Annotated in this window: 13 protein-coding genes; 8 read left to right on the top strand and 5 right to left on the bottom strand. The window is 69.6% G+C overall.

The annotated features are described in order from the left end of the window. Positions 1 to 30 precede the first annotated feature (30 nt). The gene (locus tag D7Y21_RS04085) at positions 31 to 1,122 is read left to right on the top strand and encodes an aromatic ring-hydroxylating dioxygenase subunit alpha (protein ID WP_121711377.1); all 1,092 of its coding nucleotides are present in this window, start codon (positions 31 to 33) and stop codon (positions 1,120 to 1,122) included. Positions 1,123 to 1,126: 4 nt separating this feature from the next. Here D7Y21_RS04085 and D7Y21_RS04090 read toward each other — a convergent pair whose 3' ends face one another. After that, positions 1,127 to 2,086: a PLP-dependent cysteine synthase family protein gene (locus D7Y21_RS04090; RefSeq protein ID WP_120562099.1), complete on the bottom strand. Its 960-nt coding sequence runs from the start codon at positions 2,084 to 2,086 to the stop codon at positions 1,127 to 1,129. A gap of 174 nt (positions 2,087 to 2,260) precedes the next feature. On the opposite strand from D7Y21_RS04090, the gene D7Y21_RS04095 reads away from it, so the two are divergent. Then, a complete protein-coding gene (locus D7Y21_RS04095; protein WP_120562098.1) occupies positions 2,261 to 3,721 on the top strand; it encodes an ATP-binding protein in 1,461 nt (486 codons plus the stop codon). An 83-nt stretch (positions 3,722 to 3,804) separates the two neighbouring features. After that, positions 3,805 to 4,413, top strand: coding sequence for a DUF2378 family protein (locus tag D7Y21_RS04100; RefSeq protein ID WP_121711379.1), 609 nt, complete (start codon positions 3,805 to 3,807; stop codon positions 4,411 to 4,413). Here the strand turns inward: D7Y21_RS04100 and D7Y21_RS04105 are convergent. The 4 genes from D7Y21_RS04105 to D7Y21_RS43595 form a co-directional block, all read right to left on the bottom strand. Continuing rightward, positions 4,404 to 5,339: a pirin family protein gene (locus D7Y21_RS04105; RefSeq protein WP_121711381.1), complete on the bottom strand. Its 936-nt coding sequence runs from the start codon at positions 5,337 to 5,339 to the stop codon at positions 4,404 to 4,406. The two genes, D7Y21_RS04100 and D7Y21_RS04105, sit on opposite strands and share 10 nt — an antisense overlap. A gap of 114 nt (positions 5,340 to 5,453) precedes the next feature. After that, positions 5,454 to 6,197, bottom strand: a complete 744-nt coding sequence (locus tag D7Y21_RS04110) for a double-CXXCG motif protein (protein WP_121711383.1) — start codon at positions 6,195 to 6,197, stop codon at positions 5,454 to 5,456. Further along, entirely contained in the window at positions 6,197 to 6,343 is a 147-nt protein-coding gene (locus D7Y21_RS43590) for a DUF2380 domain-containing protein (protein ID WP_370038088.1), read from the bottom strand. Before D7Y21_RS43590 ends, D7Y21_RS04110 begins: the two co-directional genes overlap by 1 nt. After that, on the bottom strand, positions 6,277 to 6,693 hold the full coding sequence (locus D7Y21_RS43595) for a DUF2380 domain-containing protein (RefSeq protein ID WP_370038090.1): 417 nt from the start codon (positions 6,691 to 6,693) through the stop codon (positions 6,277 to 6,279). Before D7Y21_RS43595 ends, D7Y21_RS43590 begins: the two co-directional genes overlap by 67 nt. A gap of 154 nt (positions 6,694 to 6,847) precedes the next feature. On the opposite strand from D7Y21_RS43595, the gene D7Y21_RS04120 reads away from it, so the two are divergent. From D7Y21_RS04120 to D7Y21_RS04140, 5 genes are all read left to right on the top strand, one after another. After that, positions 6,848 to 11,191: a DEAD/DEAH box helicase gene (locus tag D7Y21_RS04120; RefSeq protein WP_199735351.1), complete on the top strand. Its 4,344-nt coding sequence runs from the start codon at positions 6,848 to 6,850 to the stop codon at positions 11,189 to 11,191. 65 nt (positions 11,192 to 11,256) lie between these two features. Beyond that, positions 11,257 to 11,772, top strand: a complete 516-nt coding sequence (locus D7Y21_RS04125) for a hypothetical protein (protein ID WP_121711387.1) — start codon at positions 11,257 to 11,259, stop codon at positions 11,770 to 11,772. A 12-nt stretch (positions 11,773 to 11,784) separates the two neighbouring features. Then, positions 11,785 to 12,171 (top strand): hypothetical protein, encoded by a 387-nt coding sequence (locus D7Y21_RS04130; RefSeq protein ID WP_120562092.1) that lies wholly within the window; start codon positions 11,785 to 11,787, stop codon positions 12,169 to 12,171. Positions 12,172 to 12,411: 240 nt separating this feature from the next. After that, positions 12,412 to 13,800 carry an ammonium transporter gene (locus D7Y21_RS04135; RefSeq protein ID WP_120562091.1) on the top strand — a complete coding sequence of 463 codons (1,389 nt, stop codon included), beginning with the start codon at positions 12,412 to 12,414 and terminating at the stop codon, positions 13,798 to 13,800. Between the two features lie 302 nt (positions 13,801 to 14,102). Continuing rightward, positions 14,103 to 16,277: a hypothetical protein gene (locus D7Y21_RS04140; RefSeq protein WP_233611969.1), complete on the top strand. Its 2,175-nt coding sequence runs from the start codon at positions 14,103 to 14,105 to the stop codon at positions 16,275 to 16,277. Positions 16,278 to 16,367: the final 90 nt, after the last annotated feature.

Consider the following 16,367-nt stretch of genomic DNA (forward strand, 5'->3'; position numbering starts at 1 on the left):
ACGGAGGCCCGGGCCCATTAGACTGGGCGCATGAACGCCCGCGAGGAGGGGCGCACCCCAGGTGCGCCCCCCAGTCACATCTCCGTCGTCCGGCTTCCGCACTCCTGGTTCATCCTCTGCACGTCGCGCGAGCTGGGGGACAAGCCGCTCGCGCGCACGCTGCAGGGCACGCCCCTGGTGCTCTTCCGGGGCGAAGGCGGCAAGCCCGGGGCCCTGATGGACCGCTGTCCGCACCGCAACGTGCCCCTGTCGCTGGGGCGCGTGAAGGACGGGCAGTTGGAGTGCGGCTACCACGGGTGGCGCTTCGACACCGGAGGCCAGTGCCGGCTCATCCCCGGCCTGGTGGGCGAGCCCGAGGCCCGCTCCCGCTGCGCCGCGACCTACGCGACGCGCGAGCAGGACGGCTTCGTCTGGGTCTACTCCACGCCCGGCGTGGAGCCCACGTCGGAGCCCTTCCGCTTCCCGCTGCTGGACGCGGCGGACTACACCACCGTGCGCCGGGTGCTGCGCGCGCCCGGGTCGCTGCACGCGGTGCTGGAGAACACGCTGGACGTGCCGCACACGGCCTTCCTCCACGGCGGCCTGTTCCGCACCGCGGAGAAGAAGAACGAAATCGACGTGGTGGTGCGCAGGAGCGCGGACCGCGTGGAGGCGGAGTACCTGGGCGAGCCCGCGCCCAAGGGGCTCGTGGGGCGGCTGCTCGCGCCGGGCGGTGGGGTGGTGCAGCACTTCGACCGCTTCCTGATGCCGTCCATCGCGCAGGTGGAGTACCGCATCGGGGAGAAGAGCCACATCCTGGTCAACTCCGCCATGACACCCGTGAGTGACTGGGACACGCTCGTGTACGCGGTGGTGACGGTGAAGCTGCCCGTGCCGCGCTGGCTGCTCAAGGCCGCGGTGCCCTTCGTGCTGCCGGTGGGCCTGCACATCTTCGGGCAGGACGTGCGCATCCTGGAGAAGCAGACGGACTCCATCCGCCGCTTCGGCACGGAGGCCTACGCCTCCACGGAAATTGACGTCCTGGGGCCCAGCATCCTTCGCCTGATGCGCGCCCAGGAGCGCGAGCGCACCGCGCCGCCTCCGGACACGGTGCACGAGACGCGCGTGCGCATGCGCACGTGAAACCTCAGCCAGCCTTCGGCGCGGCCCGGGGCTGCACGAGCTCCGTGGAGAAGTAGCGCTCCATGCGGTCCGGGAACACCGTCACCACCTGGGCCTGCGGGCCCAACTGCTTCGCCGCCTCCACCGCCGCCGCGTAGTTGAGGCCGGAGGACGGGCCCACCGGGAAGCCCCGGCGGATGAGCGCCCGCGCGGTGCTCATGGCCAGGTCGTCCGACACGTCCAGCTCCACCCGGCCCGGCATGTCCGCCTCGCGGTACAGCCGCGACAGGCCGTCCACCACGCCCGGCACGCGCGCGCTGAAGCTGCAACACTCGATGTCACATCCCAGCCCGGCGATGGGCCGCGCCACGAAGGGCGTCACCGGACAGCCGGCCTCCGCGAACGCCTGGAACAGGCCCACGATGGTGCCGCCCGTGCCCACGCCGCTCACCACGCCGTGCACCAGCCCGCCCGGCACCTGCGCCAGGATTTCCTGCCCCGTCCACACGCGGTGCGCCTCCGCGTTGTCCGGGTTCTCGAACTGGCGGGGCGCGTAGCCTCCGCGCTCCTTCGCCAGCGCCTCCGCCCGCGCGATGGCGCCCCGGATGCCTTCCGAGCGCGGCACCAGCTCCACCTCGCCGCCGTAGGCGCGGATGGCGATGAGCCGCTCCTCCGTCACTCCCTCCGGCATCACCGCCGTGAAGCGGCAGCCCATCTGCGCGCTCGCCAGCGCCATGGCGATGCTGGTGGAGCCGCTGGACGCCTCCACCACGTCGCCGCCCGGGCTCAGCTCCCCGAGACGCCACGCCTTTTCCAGCATGTACCGGGCGATGCGATCCTTGGTGGACCCACTGGGATTGAGGAACTCCAGTTTGCACCAGATGGTCGGACCTTCCGGGTCCAGCCGCACGGGCACGAGCGGCGTGGGCCCCACGGCCTGGAGGAAGCGGCCATCAGCGGGAAGCGGGCGGCAGGGAGGGCGCATGGGTCATCCCTATCGCGAAACGCGCTGGCGGGGGAGTCACCCTGTCGTCCAGCGAGCGGCCGCGGACGCCCGTTCCCCTGGCTGTTCCGTCAGAGAAGACATTTTCCCACGTGCGACACTTGGCGCGCCCGGGGGCAGCCATTACGAAGAAGGGCCACGGTTTCATCCGCCCGCATGCCTTCCTCGCCCACCATCCTCAACGTCAACGACGACCTGGCCAGCCGTTACGTCACGTCGCGCGTGCTGTCCCTGTCGGGCTTCCAGGTGCTGGAGGCGGGCACGGGCAGCGAGACGCTGGCGCTCGCGGACGAGCACACCGACCTGGTCATCCTGGACGTCCGCCTGCCGGACATGAGCGGCCTGGAGGTGTGCCGGCGCCTGAAGGCCTCCCCGCGCACGCGCAACGCGCTGGTGTTGCACCTGTCCGCGCAGGCGGTGGGCGCCGCGGACCGGGCGCAGGGCCTGGAGCACGGCGCGGACGCGTACCTGGTGGCGCCGGTGGATCCGGAGGAGCTGGTGGCCCAGGTGCACGCGCTCCTGCGCCTGCGCCGCGCGGAGCGAGAGGTGCGCGTCCTCTCCGACCAGGTGCAGCAGCAGCGCCGCCTCCTGGAGCTGGCCATGGCCGCGGCGGCGGACCCCATCGCGCTCTATGACGGCGACGGGACGCTCATCTACGCCAACCAGGCGGTGGCCGCGTCGCGTGGCTCGCACCACGTGCACGTGCCGGGCAGGAGCATGGACGCGATTCGCGAGATGGACCCGCAGCTGGAGCCCTACGCGAAGGCGCTGGACGCGGCGCGGCGCACGGGCCAGGTGCAGCGCGGCCGCGTCAGCCTGTCCTCGGACCAGGGCCCGCGGCACTTCGAGTACACGATGTCCCCGGCCACCGGGCCCACGGGCGCGGTGGAGGCCGTCATCGCCACCGGCCAGGACATCACGGAGATGCGCAACGCGGAGGACTTCCGCGAGCAGTTCATCGGCATCCTGGGCCACGACCTGCGCAATCCGCTCAACGCGCTGTCCATGTCCGCGCAGCAGCTCCAGCGCCAGGGTGAGCTGTCCGACCGTCAGCGCGTCTTCACCGAGCGCATCCTCACCAGCGCAGTGCGCATGGATCGGATGATCCGCCAGCTGCTGGACTTCGCGCGGGCGCGGCTGGGCGCGGGGCTGCCGGTGGTGCGCTCGCGTTGCGACCTGTTCGACGTGGTGCGCGGCGCGGTGGAGGAAGTGCGCGCCAGCCAGCCCCAGCGCGAGGTGCTGCTGGACGTGCGGGGTGACGGGCGCGGCGCGTGGGACGCGGACCGGCTGGAGCAGGTGGTGGGCAACCTGGTGTCCAACGCGCTCAAGTTCAGCCCGCCGGATTCACCCGTGCGCGTGAGCGCGGAGGGGCTGGACGGGGACGCCGTGCTGCGGGTGCACAACCTGGGCGCTCCCATTCCGGCGGAGCAGCTGCCGCACCTCTTCGCCGCGTGGCGCCGCGCCGGCCGCAGCGACCGGGAGCGAGGCACGGCCGGAGGGCTGGGCCTGGGGCTCTACATCGCCGGCCAGATTGTCCGCTCCCACGACGGCACCGTGCAGGTGACCTCCACCGAGGCCCAGGGGACGACCTTCACGGTGCGTCTGCCGCGAGGCTGAAAAAGCTACGGGTTTGACGACTCGTGGACGGATGCATGGCGTCCACCCTTCCGGATGCGCAGGGGCGCCCCCACCCTGGGGGCATGGCCCCATCCGAAAAGCAAATCTTCGCCCAGAGCGTGGAAGCCCTCTTCGTGCGTGCGTTGGGGCCCTACCTGACACGTGAAGGACGCCAGAAGCTGAAGGCCGCGGGCCTGAACCTGTCGGAGCCGCTGCGCCCCCACTACTCGCTGGAGCAGTGGCGCGCCTTCCTGGACGTGGCCGCGCGGGACGTCTTCCCCGGCCAGCCGCTGGAGTCGGCCTACCTGGAGCTGGGCGCCCGCTACCTGAAGGGCTTCCAGCAGACGTCCGTGGGGCGGGCGAGCATGCAGTTGGTCACGCACCTGGGCCCGCAGAAGACGCTGGAGCGCGTGCCGTACAACCTGCGCGCGGGCAACAACTTCAACGAGGTGCGGGTGGAGGAGTTGTCCAAGCAGGACGCCACCCTGTGGGTGAAGGACGTGCTGGCGGACAACCCCTTCTTCGCCTGCGGCTTCCTGGCGGAGACGCTGCGCGCGTCGGGCGCGGGCTCCCCGGAGGTGAAGCCCATCGCCTTCGACGGGACTGCGGCGACGTACCGGCTGACGTGGTCGCAGGCGAAGTCGCAGCGGCCCGCGGGCACGCTGGCGCCGGTGCGCCGGCTCTACGGGTAGCGCACGGGCGCCGGCGGATCATCCGGCGGCAGGGGGATGAACTCCGTCTCCGTGGGCACGGCCGCGAAGCGGCCCTCCTTCCAGTCCGCCTTGGCGGCCTCCAGGCGCTCCTTGGAGGACGACACGAAGTTCCAGAAGAGGTAGCGCGGGCCGTCCATGGGCTCGCCGCCCAGGAGCATCATCCGCGCGGAGGACTCCGCCTTGAGGATGATCTCACTGCCCGGCTTGAACACGAGCAGTTCGCCGGGCCGGAAGCGCGTGCCCTCCACCTCCACGGTGCCTTCCACGAGGTAGAGGCCGCGCTCCTCGTATTCGGCGGAGAGCTTCAGGCGGGAGCCCGCCTCCATCTTCGCGTCCGCGTAGAAGAGGTCGGAGTGGGCGCGCACGGGGGACTTGCCGCCGTGCACCTGGCCCGCGATGACGGTCAGGTGGATGCCCTCGCCGTCGATGATGGGGAGCGTGTCCGCGGGGTGGTGGACGAAGGCGGGGGCGGTCTCCTCGTGCTGCTTGGGGAGGGCGAGCCAGGCCTGGATGCCGAAGAGGCGGCCACCGGCGGCGCGCGTCTCCGGGCCGGTGCGCTCGGAGTGGGCGATGCCCTGGCCGGCGGTCATCCAGTTCACGGCGCCGGGGCGGATGGGCTGCACGAAGCCCAGCGAGTCGCGGTGGAGGATTTCGCCCTGGAAGAGATAGGTGACGGTGGACAGTCCGATGTGCGGATGGGGGCGCACGTCCAGGCCGCGGCCGGGGTCGAAGTCCGCGGGGCCCATCTGGTCCAGGAAGATGAAGGGGCCGACCATGCGGCGGCGCGCGGAGGGCAGGGCGCGCCGGACATGGAAGCCGTCGCCCAGGTCGCGCACGCGCGGGACGATGAGCGTCTCCAGGGAGGGCGGGGGCTCACGGCCCTGCAGGTCTTCTTCCCAGCTCATGGTGTAGCTCCTTTTCAAGGCGCTCAGTGTGCCTCGGTTCGGGCTGGAGCGCGCGGCTCACTTTTCCGCGGAATGAGGGGCGGCGTTGCGTGCTTGTACGGTCCGGCGCTGAACTCAGTGGACCGAGCCTGTGCGGCATTCCGGCACGACAGCGGTTTCGCGAAACATCACGTCGGATGGGCCCAGGGCTTCGATTGCTTCGACGAAGCGTTCGTTGACGAAGGTGAACGTCGCTCCGTTCGTGGGGCGGAAGAGGTCCACGTCGTGAGGGAGCTCATCTCCGTCCAGCCAGGGCTCGGGCGAGATTCGCGTCTCGTACCATCCGCACGTTGGGCACTGGGGGCCTGTCAGGACTGCGTCCCGGTGCAGAAGTCCGCGCAGGGGAAGCTCCAGCTCATACAGCACGCCCCCTTCGCCAGGTCCCTGCAACTCCGCGCGCACGGGAACGAGCCCCCGGATCCCCACGGCCTGGAGGTGCCGCAAGGCTTCCTGCGTGACCAGTACCTCCCAGCCGTAGCGTGCGCTCAAGGGGCCGAAGGTTCCGCTCGCCGTGCCTCGAAGCGGACCGAATTGCATGCCGGGTTCCGGGGACAGATCGGCTGGGAGGAACGGCTGCACATGGGACGCAAGGCGCGCGTATTCCGCGTGGGGTTCGACACGCGGTTCCACCAGCAGGTCGCGCTCGGGCAACGAGGACAGATTCACGCTGGGAAGCGTGAACTGGCCGCTCCAGGTCTCATGGCAGGTGGGGCACTCTACCCCGGGCAGGCTCCAGATGTGCTCGGCGGAGAGGTTGCCGCTCCAGTGTCGCGGAGTGGAAGGGGCCGGACGTTGGAGTTGGTAGAAGCGCATCGGCATCACGGCTCGGGAATGGGGGCGAGGTCGACGCCTTGCCAGTAGGTCATCGTAAGCCCGAAGAGGTCGAATCGCTGGATCATCAGCGAGGCCTGCTCGAAGTGCATGGGCTTGGTGGCGCGTCCCAGGGTCCGCTCGCGAAACGCCAGCCATTCCGTGTTCCAGGGACCTCGGTCCGCTTCGCGATGGATGCGCTTATGGACCTCCGCATCACGGGAAGGGAGTCGCCTGGGAGCCGCTGTGCACTCCCCCAGTTGCGCTGCGCGGTGCCGCCTGGAGCGACGAACACGGGTGCATTGCTGAAGGTGCGAACCACCCGGCCTGTAGGGAGGGCATGACACGCGTAGAGGCCGCAGACGTCGCCATCGCATTGGAGTGAAAGGACGCAAGCATCGTCCGGAGGTGAGTCATCCTCTGCTGCACCCCATTCCGTCATTGGGGCGCGGACAGAAGCGCAGCCCATGAAGCAGGCGACCAGCAACAGCAATCCCATCCGCATGGTGGGGCCTCTTCAAGGAAAGCGGTTCGTCGCGCCCGGAAGGTTACCGCGACGCACATGCCCGTCTGGAGGTTCAGTCAGCGAGGAGGCGGCACCCCCCGTCCGTTGACGACGCGCTGTACCTGTGTTCAGGCTGGCCCTCTGGGAGCCCGCCATGTCCCCTCAAATCGCCCTCGCCTTCTCGTCGGAGTCCGCGGCCCATCCGGCGCTCGCCGCCTTCCACCCGGTGGTGCGGCGCTGGTTCGCATCACGCCTGGGCGAACCCACCCGTCCGCAGATTGAAGGCTGGCCGCTCATCCACGGCGGCCATGACGTGCTCATCGCCGCGCCCACGGGCAGCGGCAAGACGCTCACCGCGTTCCTCGCCGCGCTGGACTCGCTGTTCCGCCTGGCGCTCGACAGCACGCTGCCCGACCACACGCGCGTCCTCTACGTGTCGCCCCTGAAAGCCCTGGGCAACGACGTGCAGAAGAACCTCCTCCAGCCGCTGGAGGAGTTGATGACCCTGGCGCGCGAGGAGGGCTACGAACCCCAGCACCTGCGCGTCCAGGTGCGCACCGGCGACACGCCCGCGGGCGAGCGCGCCCAGATGGTGCGCCGCCCGCCGCACATCCTCATCACCACGCCCGAGTCCCTCTACCTCTACCTCACCGCCGAGCGTGCCCGCGCCACCCTGCGCCACGTGCGCACGGTCATCGTGGACGAAATCCACGCGCTCGCCCGCGACAAGCGCGGCAGCCACTTCGCGCTGTCCATGGAGCGCCTCAAGGCCCTCACCGACGTGCGGCCCCAGCTCTTGGGCCTGTCCGCCACGCAGAAGCCGCTGGACGCCATCTCCGGCTTCCTCACCGGCGCGTCCCTCACCGAGTGCAAGCGCGTGGAGGTGGGCCACCAGCGCCCGTGGGACCTCAAGGTCGAAATTCCGGACGCGGAGCTGTCCTCCATCGCGAGCCACGAGATGTGGGGGCAGGTCTATGACCGGCTGATCCAACTCTCCAGCGAGCACCGCACCACGCTCATCTTCGTCAACACGCGCAAGATGTCCGAGCGCGTGGCGCACGACCTGGGCGAACGCCTGGGCCAGCAGTGGGTGGCCGCGCACCACGGCAGCATGTCCCGCGAGATGCGCCTGTCCGCCGAGGAGCGCCTCAAGGCCGGTCAGCTGCGCGTGATGGTGGCCACCGCGTCGCTGGAGCTGGGCATCGACGTGGGCAACGTGGACCTGGTCGTACAGCTGGGCACCACCAAGGCCATCTCCGTGCTGCTCCAGCGCGTGGGCCGCGCGGGCCACCACAAGGCGGGCATCTCCAAGGGCGTCCTCTTCGCGATGACGCGCGACGAGTTGGTGGAGTGCGTCGCGCTCCTCAACGCCGTGCGCGAGGGTGACCTGGACGCGGTCCGCATCCCCAAGAAGCCGCTGGACGTGCTGGCGCAACAGATTGTCGCCGCGTGCGCGTGCGAGGAATGGGACGAGCGCGCCCTCTTCAGCATCTTCCAGCGCGCGTACCCGTACCAGGACCTCACCTGGGAGGAGTACCAGCAGGTGCTGGAGATGCTCTCCGAAGGCGTCTCCGAACGCCGCGGCCGGGGCAGCATCCACCTGCACCGGGATCGGGTGAACCAGCGGCTCAAGGGGCGCCGGGGCGTGCGCATCACCGCGCTCACCAACGGCGGCGCCATTCCGGACACGTTCAGCTTCAGCGTCACCGCGCAACCGGAAGGCAAGGTGGTGGGCACGCTGGACGAGGACTTCGCGGTGGAGTCCTCGCCGGGGGACATCTTCCTGCTGGGCAGCACCGCGTGGCGCATCCAGCGCGTCATGGGCAGCACGGTGATGGTGGAGGACGCGAAGGGGGCGCCGCCCAACGTGCCCTTCTGGCGCGGCGAGGCCCCGGGCCGCACGGACGAGCTGAGCCTCCAGGTGGGCCGGCTGCGCGAGGAGTTGCTGCGCCACGATGACCCCGCGGGCTTCCTGGAGAAGCTCCTGCGCGTGCCGCCGCCCGCGGTGGACGCGCTCTTGGGCTACCTGCGGCTGGGCAAGAAGATGCTGGGCGACGTGGTGCCCAGCCACACGCAGATCGTCGCCGAGCGCTTCTTCGACGAGGCCGGCGGCATGCAGCTCATCATCCACGCGCCGTTCGGCAGCCGCATCAACCGCGCGTGGGGCATGGCGCTGCGCAAGCGCTTCTGCCGCTCGTTCGACTTCGAGTTGCAGGCGGCGGCCACGGAGGACGGCATCCTCCTGAGCCTGGGGGAACAGCACTCGTTCCCGCTGGCGGACATCTTCGACTTCCTGCACCCGGACAACGTGGAGGAGGTGCTGGTGCAGGCCATCCTCCAGGCACCCATCTTCGGCACGCGTTTCCGGTGGGTGGCGTCGCGAGCGCTGACGCTGCACCGGATGATGGGAGGCAAGCGCGTGGCGCCGAACCTCCAGCGCGCGCGCAGCGAGGACCTGCTGGCGGCGGTGTTCCCCGCGCAGGTGGGCTGCCAGGACAACCACGGCGGCGGGGACGTGGAGCTGCCGGACCATCCGCTGGTGAAGCAGACGATGGACGACTGTCTGCGCGAGGCGATGGACATCGACGGGCTGCGCGAGGTGCTCCGGCGCATGAAGGACGGGCGCATCCAGTTGGTCGCGCGAGACGTCCCGGAGCCGAGCGTCTTCGCGCACGCGCTCATCAACAGCCAGCCCTACACCTTCCTGGACGACGCGCCGGCCGAGGAGCGCCGCGTGCGCAACGTGGCCCTGCGCCGCGCGATGCCGGCCGAGGACGCGGCGGCGTTCGGCGCGCTGGATGCGAACGCCATCCGGCAGGTGGTGGAGGACGCCGCGCAGCCGATGCGCGACGAGGACGAGTTGCACGACGCGCTGTTGCAACTCGTGCTGGTGCGAGCGTCGGAGGTGCCGCGGGGCCTGGAGACAGGGCTCTTCAAGCAGGGGCGCGTGGCCTGGCTGGAGCGGCAGGGCGGGCGGTTCCTGGTGTCGGCGGAGCGGGGCAACGCGGTGCGCGCGCTCTTCCCGGACGCTCGGACGCAGCCGGTGTTGCCGGTGCTGGAGTACGACCGGCCGGTGGAGCGCGACGCGGCGGTGCTCCAGGTGGTGCGTGGGCGGATGGAGCTGGTGGGGCCCACCACGGTGACGGAGCTGGCGCGGCTGACGCTGTTGGATCCGGACGACATCAACCTGGCGCTGCACAACCTGGAGAGCCAGGGCAGCGTGCTGCGAGGCCAGTTCCGCGCACAGGACGACGTGCCGGTGCCTCGGGACGCGGACGGAAGCCCGGTGCTGGAGTGGTGCGACCGGCGATTGCTCCAGCGCATCCACCGGCTGACGGTGGGGCGGCTGCGCCGCGAGATTGAGCCGCTGAGTCCCCAGGACTTCATGCGCTTCCTCTTCCGGTGGCATCACCTGGAGGACGTGGACGCGCTGCGCGGCTCCACGGGATTGCTCAAGGCGGTGCGGCTGCTGCAGGGGTACGAAGCGCCGGCCTCCGCGTGGGAGCGCTTCCTGTTGCCCGTGCGCATGCGGGGCTACACGCCGGACCTGATGGAGCGCGCGTGCTACGCGGGCGAGGTCGCATGGGGGCGGGTGACGCTGAAGGATCCGCCGAAGCCCGCGGGCCCGCGCAGGGGCGCGCCGGTGGAGGCGCCGGAGCCGGTGGTGGCGAAGCGGTCCTCACCGACGCGCAACGCGCCGTTGACGTTCACGGTGCGCGAGGACCTGGAGTGGATGCTCGCGGCGGCGCGTCCGCACGCGGTGCTGGCGGACGGGGGCGTGTGGACGCCGCCGGACCTGAGCGCGGCGGCGAAGGACGTGGTGGGCGTGCTGGAGCGGCGGGGCGCGTGCTTCTTCCAGGACCTGGTGACGCGGGCGCGGCGGCTGCCGGCGGAGGTGGAGGACGCGCTGTGGGAGCTGGTGGCGAAGGGGCTTGTGACGGCGGACGCGGTGCAGAACCTGCGCATCCTGCAGAGCCCGGCGCACCGCAAGCGGCAGAAGCTGCTCAACCGGGGCGGGCCGGGCCGCTGGAGCCTGCTGGCTCCGTCGGAGCCGAAGTCACAGGAAGAGGTGACGGAGTCGCTGGCGAAGCTGTTCCTCCAGCGCTACGGCATCGTCTGGCGCGACCTGGTGATGCGCGAGTCGCTGGCGCCGACGTGGCGCGAGCTGCTGTTCGTCTACCGGCGTATGGAAGCGCGAGGCGAGCTGCGCGGTGGGCGCTTCGTGTCGGGCTTCGTGGGTGAGCAGTTCGCGCTGCCAGAAGCGGTGGACATGGCGCGAGCGGTGCGGCGTGCGCCTCCGTCAGGTGTGCGCATCCAGTTGTCCGGAGTGGATCCGCTGAACCTCACGGGCGTGGTGACGCCGGGCCCGCGAGTGGCCGCGCTGCCGAACAACGTCGTCACCTACGTGGACGGGATTCCGCAGGGCGTTGACGCGGTGGAGGACGCGCCGGAGAACGAGGACGCGGAAGTCGATGGTTCGCTCGCGCAGGTGAACTGACCTGCGCGGGACAGAGGCCCGTCGCGGCTTGAAGACGATTGGGGTTCGGGAGTGGAGTGACGCCCATGAGCCCCAGCGTCCGGCACGGGAGTCCCGGTTCTCATGCCGGGGCCTTCTTCGTCCTCATGGTGATGCTGGCTACCGCTTGTGGACACACCCAACGTCCCGAACGGAAGGCCTATGTCGTCTCCGAGGATGCGCGAGGCGTCGGGACGGCTGAAGGACCTGGCACAGGCGGCTCTGGGGCGGATGCCTACTGCGGCGAGATGCAGAAGCAGTGCTTCCAGAAGTGCTGGAGACGAAAGCCGACAGTGAAAGACATGGAGAAGCACTCAGAGAGCCACCACCGGCTCTGCACGAGCCAATGCCTTGAAGCGTTCATGAACTGCATCAAGGAACAGGAGGCACTGGAGCAACAGGGCACGAAACGGGAACTGCGATTCCCTGACATGACTGCCGCGTTGGACTGGCTCCGGGAACACAAGTCCGAGGTCGCCTTGGGAACCGTGGTCGTCGTCGGGGGAGTGGCTTTCTCGCTCGTCGTGGCTCCTGCGGGACTGTTGGTTTTGAGCCCCATTTGAAAGGACGTATCCGTGAGCAAAGAGCCGGAGATCAATGTGGAGGATGTGCTCGCTGTCCTGGATGACGAGACCCAGCGTCACGAGAAGGGCTCACGAGAATGGAATGCCCTCCAGGTCGCGGCGATCTGCCTCGTCTACGTCCGGCACATGAACAAGCTGGACGACTTCAAGCGCTATTACCGTGAGATCCTCAGCCCGGATTTCAAGATCAAGGTCGAACGGGATTTCGGAACGCGGACTGAAGCCGATGCATGGCTCAATGAAGGTACAGCCGTACATGGCATGCACATCCGGATCGGCGGTGCCGGCTTCCTCGTGGTCCAACTCCCTGGGCGGCTCACCTTGATGAACGCCCCGCTGCCAGAAGAACTGAACGCGATGGAGTCGGAGGAGGATTGACCCACGGAGGACAGCCTCGCCCAGGGTGGCGCCCTCTACGCGATCGACGGACAGGGACGCATCCTGGACAGGAGGTAGCGACCAGGCCCCTGGCTCGGTGGTTGCTGCTGAAATGTTGTCCGCTGTGCTTCGAGATGCTGAATTTAGGCTTAATTTTGTGAAATCTAGGTCCTGACGGATTGAAATTAGCCCACTTCAGGCTTACGATGCATCGCGTCAGCTCTCTGGAGAGGTGCGGCGATGCAGAAGTGGATGGCGGTGGCCCTGCTGGTGGCGGTGGGGGTGGCGGGACTCCTGGTGGCCCCGGCGGCGCAGGTGAAGCAGGGCGGTCCCATCAACCCGGCGGACACCGCGTGGCTGCTCACCGCTACGGCGCTGGTGCTGCTGATGACGCCCGGCCTGTCGTTCTTCTACGGCGGCATGGTGCGGCTGAAGAACGTGGTCTCCACGCTCATGCAGAGCTTCATCGCCATGGCCGTCATCAGCGTGCTGTGGGTCGTGGTGGGCTTCAGCCTCTGCTTCGGCGACAGCTTCCACGGCCTCATCGGTGACCCGCGCACCTTCTTCATGTTCAGCGGCGTGGGCGGTGAGACGCACCCGGACCTTGCGCCCACCGTGCCGCTGCTCCTCTTCGCGCTCTTCCAGCTCAAGTTCGCCATCATCACCCCCGCGCTCATCACCGGCGCGTTCGCGGAGCGCGTGCGCTTCAAGGCGTACCTGCTCTTCATGGTGCTCTTCAGCGTCTTCATCTACGCGCCGCTCGCCCACTGGACGTGGCACCCGGAGGGCTTCCTGCGCCAGTGGGGCGTGCTCGACTTCGCCGGTGGCACCGTGGTGCACATGTCCGCGGGCCTCGCCGCGCTCGCGGGCGCCATCGTGCTGGGCCGCCGCCAGGTGCACCTGACGCACGCCACGCACGCTCCCGCCAATGTTCCCTTCGTGATGCTCGGCACGGGCATGCTGTGGTTCGGCTGGTTCGGCTTCAACGCGGGCTCCGCGCTGTCCGCGTCGTCCCTGGCCACGCTCGCCTTCGCCACCACCAACACCGCCTCCGCCGCCGCGATGCTCGGGTGGATCGCCTTTGACTGGCTGCGCGGCCGCAAGCCCAGCGCCATGGGCGCCTGCGTGGGCGCGGTGGTGGGTCTGGTCGCCGTCACCCCCGCCGCCGGCTTCATCACCGTGGGGCAGAGCATCGTGGTGGGCCTGGTCGCCAGCTTCGTCAGCAACGCCGCCGTGCACTTCAAGAGCCGCACCGCCCTGGATGACACGCTCGACGTGTTCCCCTGCCACGGCCTGGGCGGCATCGTGGGCATGGTGCTCACCGGCGTGCTCGCCAAGGACGTGGGCCTGCTCTACGGCACCACGCGCACCTTCCTCATGCACCTGTTGGCGCTGGTCGTCGTCTCCGTCTTCTCGTTCGTGGGTTCATACATCCTGTACAAGATCGTCGACCGCATCGTCCCGCTGCGCGTCACCCGTGAGCAGGAGGAAGAGGGCCTGGACCTGAGCCAGCACGGAGAGACCGTGGGCGAGGTCCCCACCGCGGCGCTCGCCGTCCCCACGCCGCCCGCCCCGAGCGCGCCCACCGCACCGGAGCACGCCGCTTCGTCGGAGCCCGTGCCCGCGTAACATCCTCTCCCTGTCGATGCCGTAGACACGGGGCCCCTCGCTTCACGCGGGTGGGCCCCGTGGTGCGTTGGGGCCCCAAACGTGCGGACCCCGCGAGGCCGGGAACCTGTCGGGAAGGGGATGGGCACAGCCCCCGCTGATCATTCACGCGGGCAGCGCCCTGTCAGGGGCCTGACTGCGACCTGCCATGCATCGGACGTCCGGTCATGCATGGGCGCCTGCGGCGTTGAGATAAGGCCCGTCATCGAATGACGGGGCTGGCGTCGCCATGGGGGGAGCGCATGTCGCGAAAATGCAATGAATTGAGAATCGCTGTCCTGGGAATCGTGCTCGCGGTGTGGGGGTGCTCGAAGGAGCCTGCATCCGAGCAGCCCCCACCGGTACGGGAGGCCCCGGCGGGCGTGCAGGCTGCTCCGGGAGACACCACGAGCCTGGGGGGGCTGCCCGTCGTGCCGGGCCTGTCCGTCGCGAAGGTCTTCGCCCAGAAGCTGGGCAAGCCCACGTCCCTGGGAGAGACGACGGCGGTGCACATGAAGCTGCCGCCCCCCGCCAATCGTGGGCTCTCGAGCAGCCTGGTGCGCGTGGTCGGTGAGCCGTCAGCGCCCACCGTCCTCTTTCGCTCCGACACCCTGGCCCGGCTGGGGGTGATTCCGTCGAGCCCCGGCCCCGAGTTCTTCACCCTCTTGGCGCGGCTCCCGGACCCGGAGGTGGAGCGCCGAGCGGAGCGCGAGCGACGGCTGGCCTCGGGCGAGTTCGGGATGCCCACCCGGGAGACCGTCCTGTTCAACGGCCGCCACCCGGCTGCCCGTTACGAGGGGCTCCCCATGGACGCCAACGCCTTCGCGCAGGGCGCGCTCGTGCCCCAGACGAGCTGTCCCCAGATTCCAGCCTCCACCGAGGCCTGGTGGGAGCGGACGCAGATGATCCGCGACCCGGCCGTGGTGCTCGACCCGGCGCGCACGTGGGACCCGTGCACCGGCGCGGGGACGAAGGGCGGCGTGTGGACCTTCGCGCACCTCATGCGGGAGATGGCCCAGGGGTCTGGCGCGAGCCCGGAGGCCTTCGTGCTGGAATGGCTGTCGCTCTGGCTCAATGACTTCCAGTCCAACGGCGACACGGTGCCCGCGCGCCGCAAGATGTATGACGAAGTGATTGCCCCCTGGGCCGCCGCCAGCGGCGCGACCTCGTCCCTCGAGTTCAACGCCTCCACGAACCGCTGGGAGGTGGTGCTGCGCCAGCCGCTGGACCTGGACATCGCGCCCTTCCGGCTGCTGTCCATCGTCAACCGCATCGACCTGGGGGGCAGCTCGGAATACGGAGGCCGGTCATCCAACCCGGGCGAACTGCGGTTCATTTTCGGGCTGACGCGCCCCTCCCCCTGGGGAGGTGGAACGGAGGCGACGTGCAACCTCAAACCCTTCACCACCATCTTCGAATACGGCGTGCCGGGCGAGGGGTGCAGGGCCATCACCGGTTGGGCGCGGCAGTGGGTGGGGTTGGGGAGGTACCCGTCTTTCAACGCGGCCTACCGGTCGCGACTGCAGCAGATGACGGAGAGCGTCGTCCTGCATGGGCGGGTGCCTGGGAAGGGCAACCGGAGCGCGCTCAATCAACTGCGCACCAACGAGGTGGCCCTGGGGTTTCCGTGGGAGCTGCGGGAGTTCCACCTGGCGGACGAGCACCCCGGCAAGGACACCCCCTCCAACGGGCTGTTGCGCGTCCACACGATGGCGCTGACTCCCAATGACGCGACCCACGACTTCCGCACGGACCCCGATGTGGACTTCTTCGTGCGCACGCACGTCAAGAACGGCGTCGAGCAGCCGGTGACCGTCCCCACCCACTGCACCGCCCGCTTCTCGGTGCCGGACGCCGTCAACGGCAGGCCCTTCCTGGGCGCCAACGCGCAGGTGGCGCCGCCCACCCACTGGGAGGCGGTCTCCGCGCTATCCACCAACGCCACGGAGGTCTGCGCGCGGAAGGAGTTCTCCGTGAACACCTGCAATGGCTGTCACTTCAAGGACACGGGCACGAACGACTTCTCCGGCACGGACAACCTGGCCTTCACGCACGTCAGTCCCACGTCGGGCATCCCGGCCCGGCAGTCCAAGTTCCTGACGGGTGGGGGCAACGGCTTCATGTACGTCGTGCCGGACGCCCAGTTCGGGACCGCCTTGACGTCGTGGCCGTTCGCGGACCTGCTGCGCCGCCACCAGCGGCTCCAGGAGCTGGCCCATTGCTCCACCTGCGGATGGTTCATCGACCTGGACGCGGGCTACCTGAACCGGATGGAGGCACTCGCCGGGAGCGTGCCCCTGGACGTGGCGCCCGGCTCACCCAGGCCGACGTTCACGGTGGGCCCCATCCGCGACGTCGGCGTGGTGAAGCAGCTCCTGGAGCTGCGCCCCGGCTTCAGGATCCGGCCGCGGGAGCTGCCGCTCGACTTCCTCGAGCCGCCCGCGGCCCGCGTCCACTGACGGGCCCCGTGATGCGTTGGGCCTCCAAGCGTGTGGACCCCGCGAGGCCGTGAGCCTGTCGGGAAGGGAATGGGTGGAGCCCCTGCTGAT

The sequence above is a fragment of the Corallococcus sp. AB045 genome (assembly GCF_003668895.1).
Lineage (GTDB): Bacteria > Myxococcota > Myxococcia > Myxococcales > Myxococcaceae > Corallococcus > Corallococcus coralloides.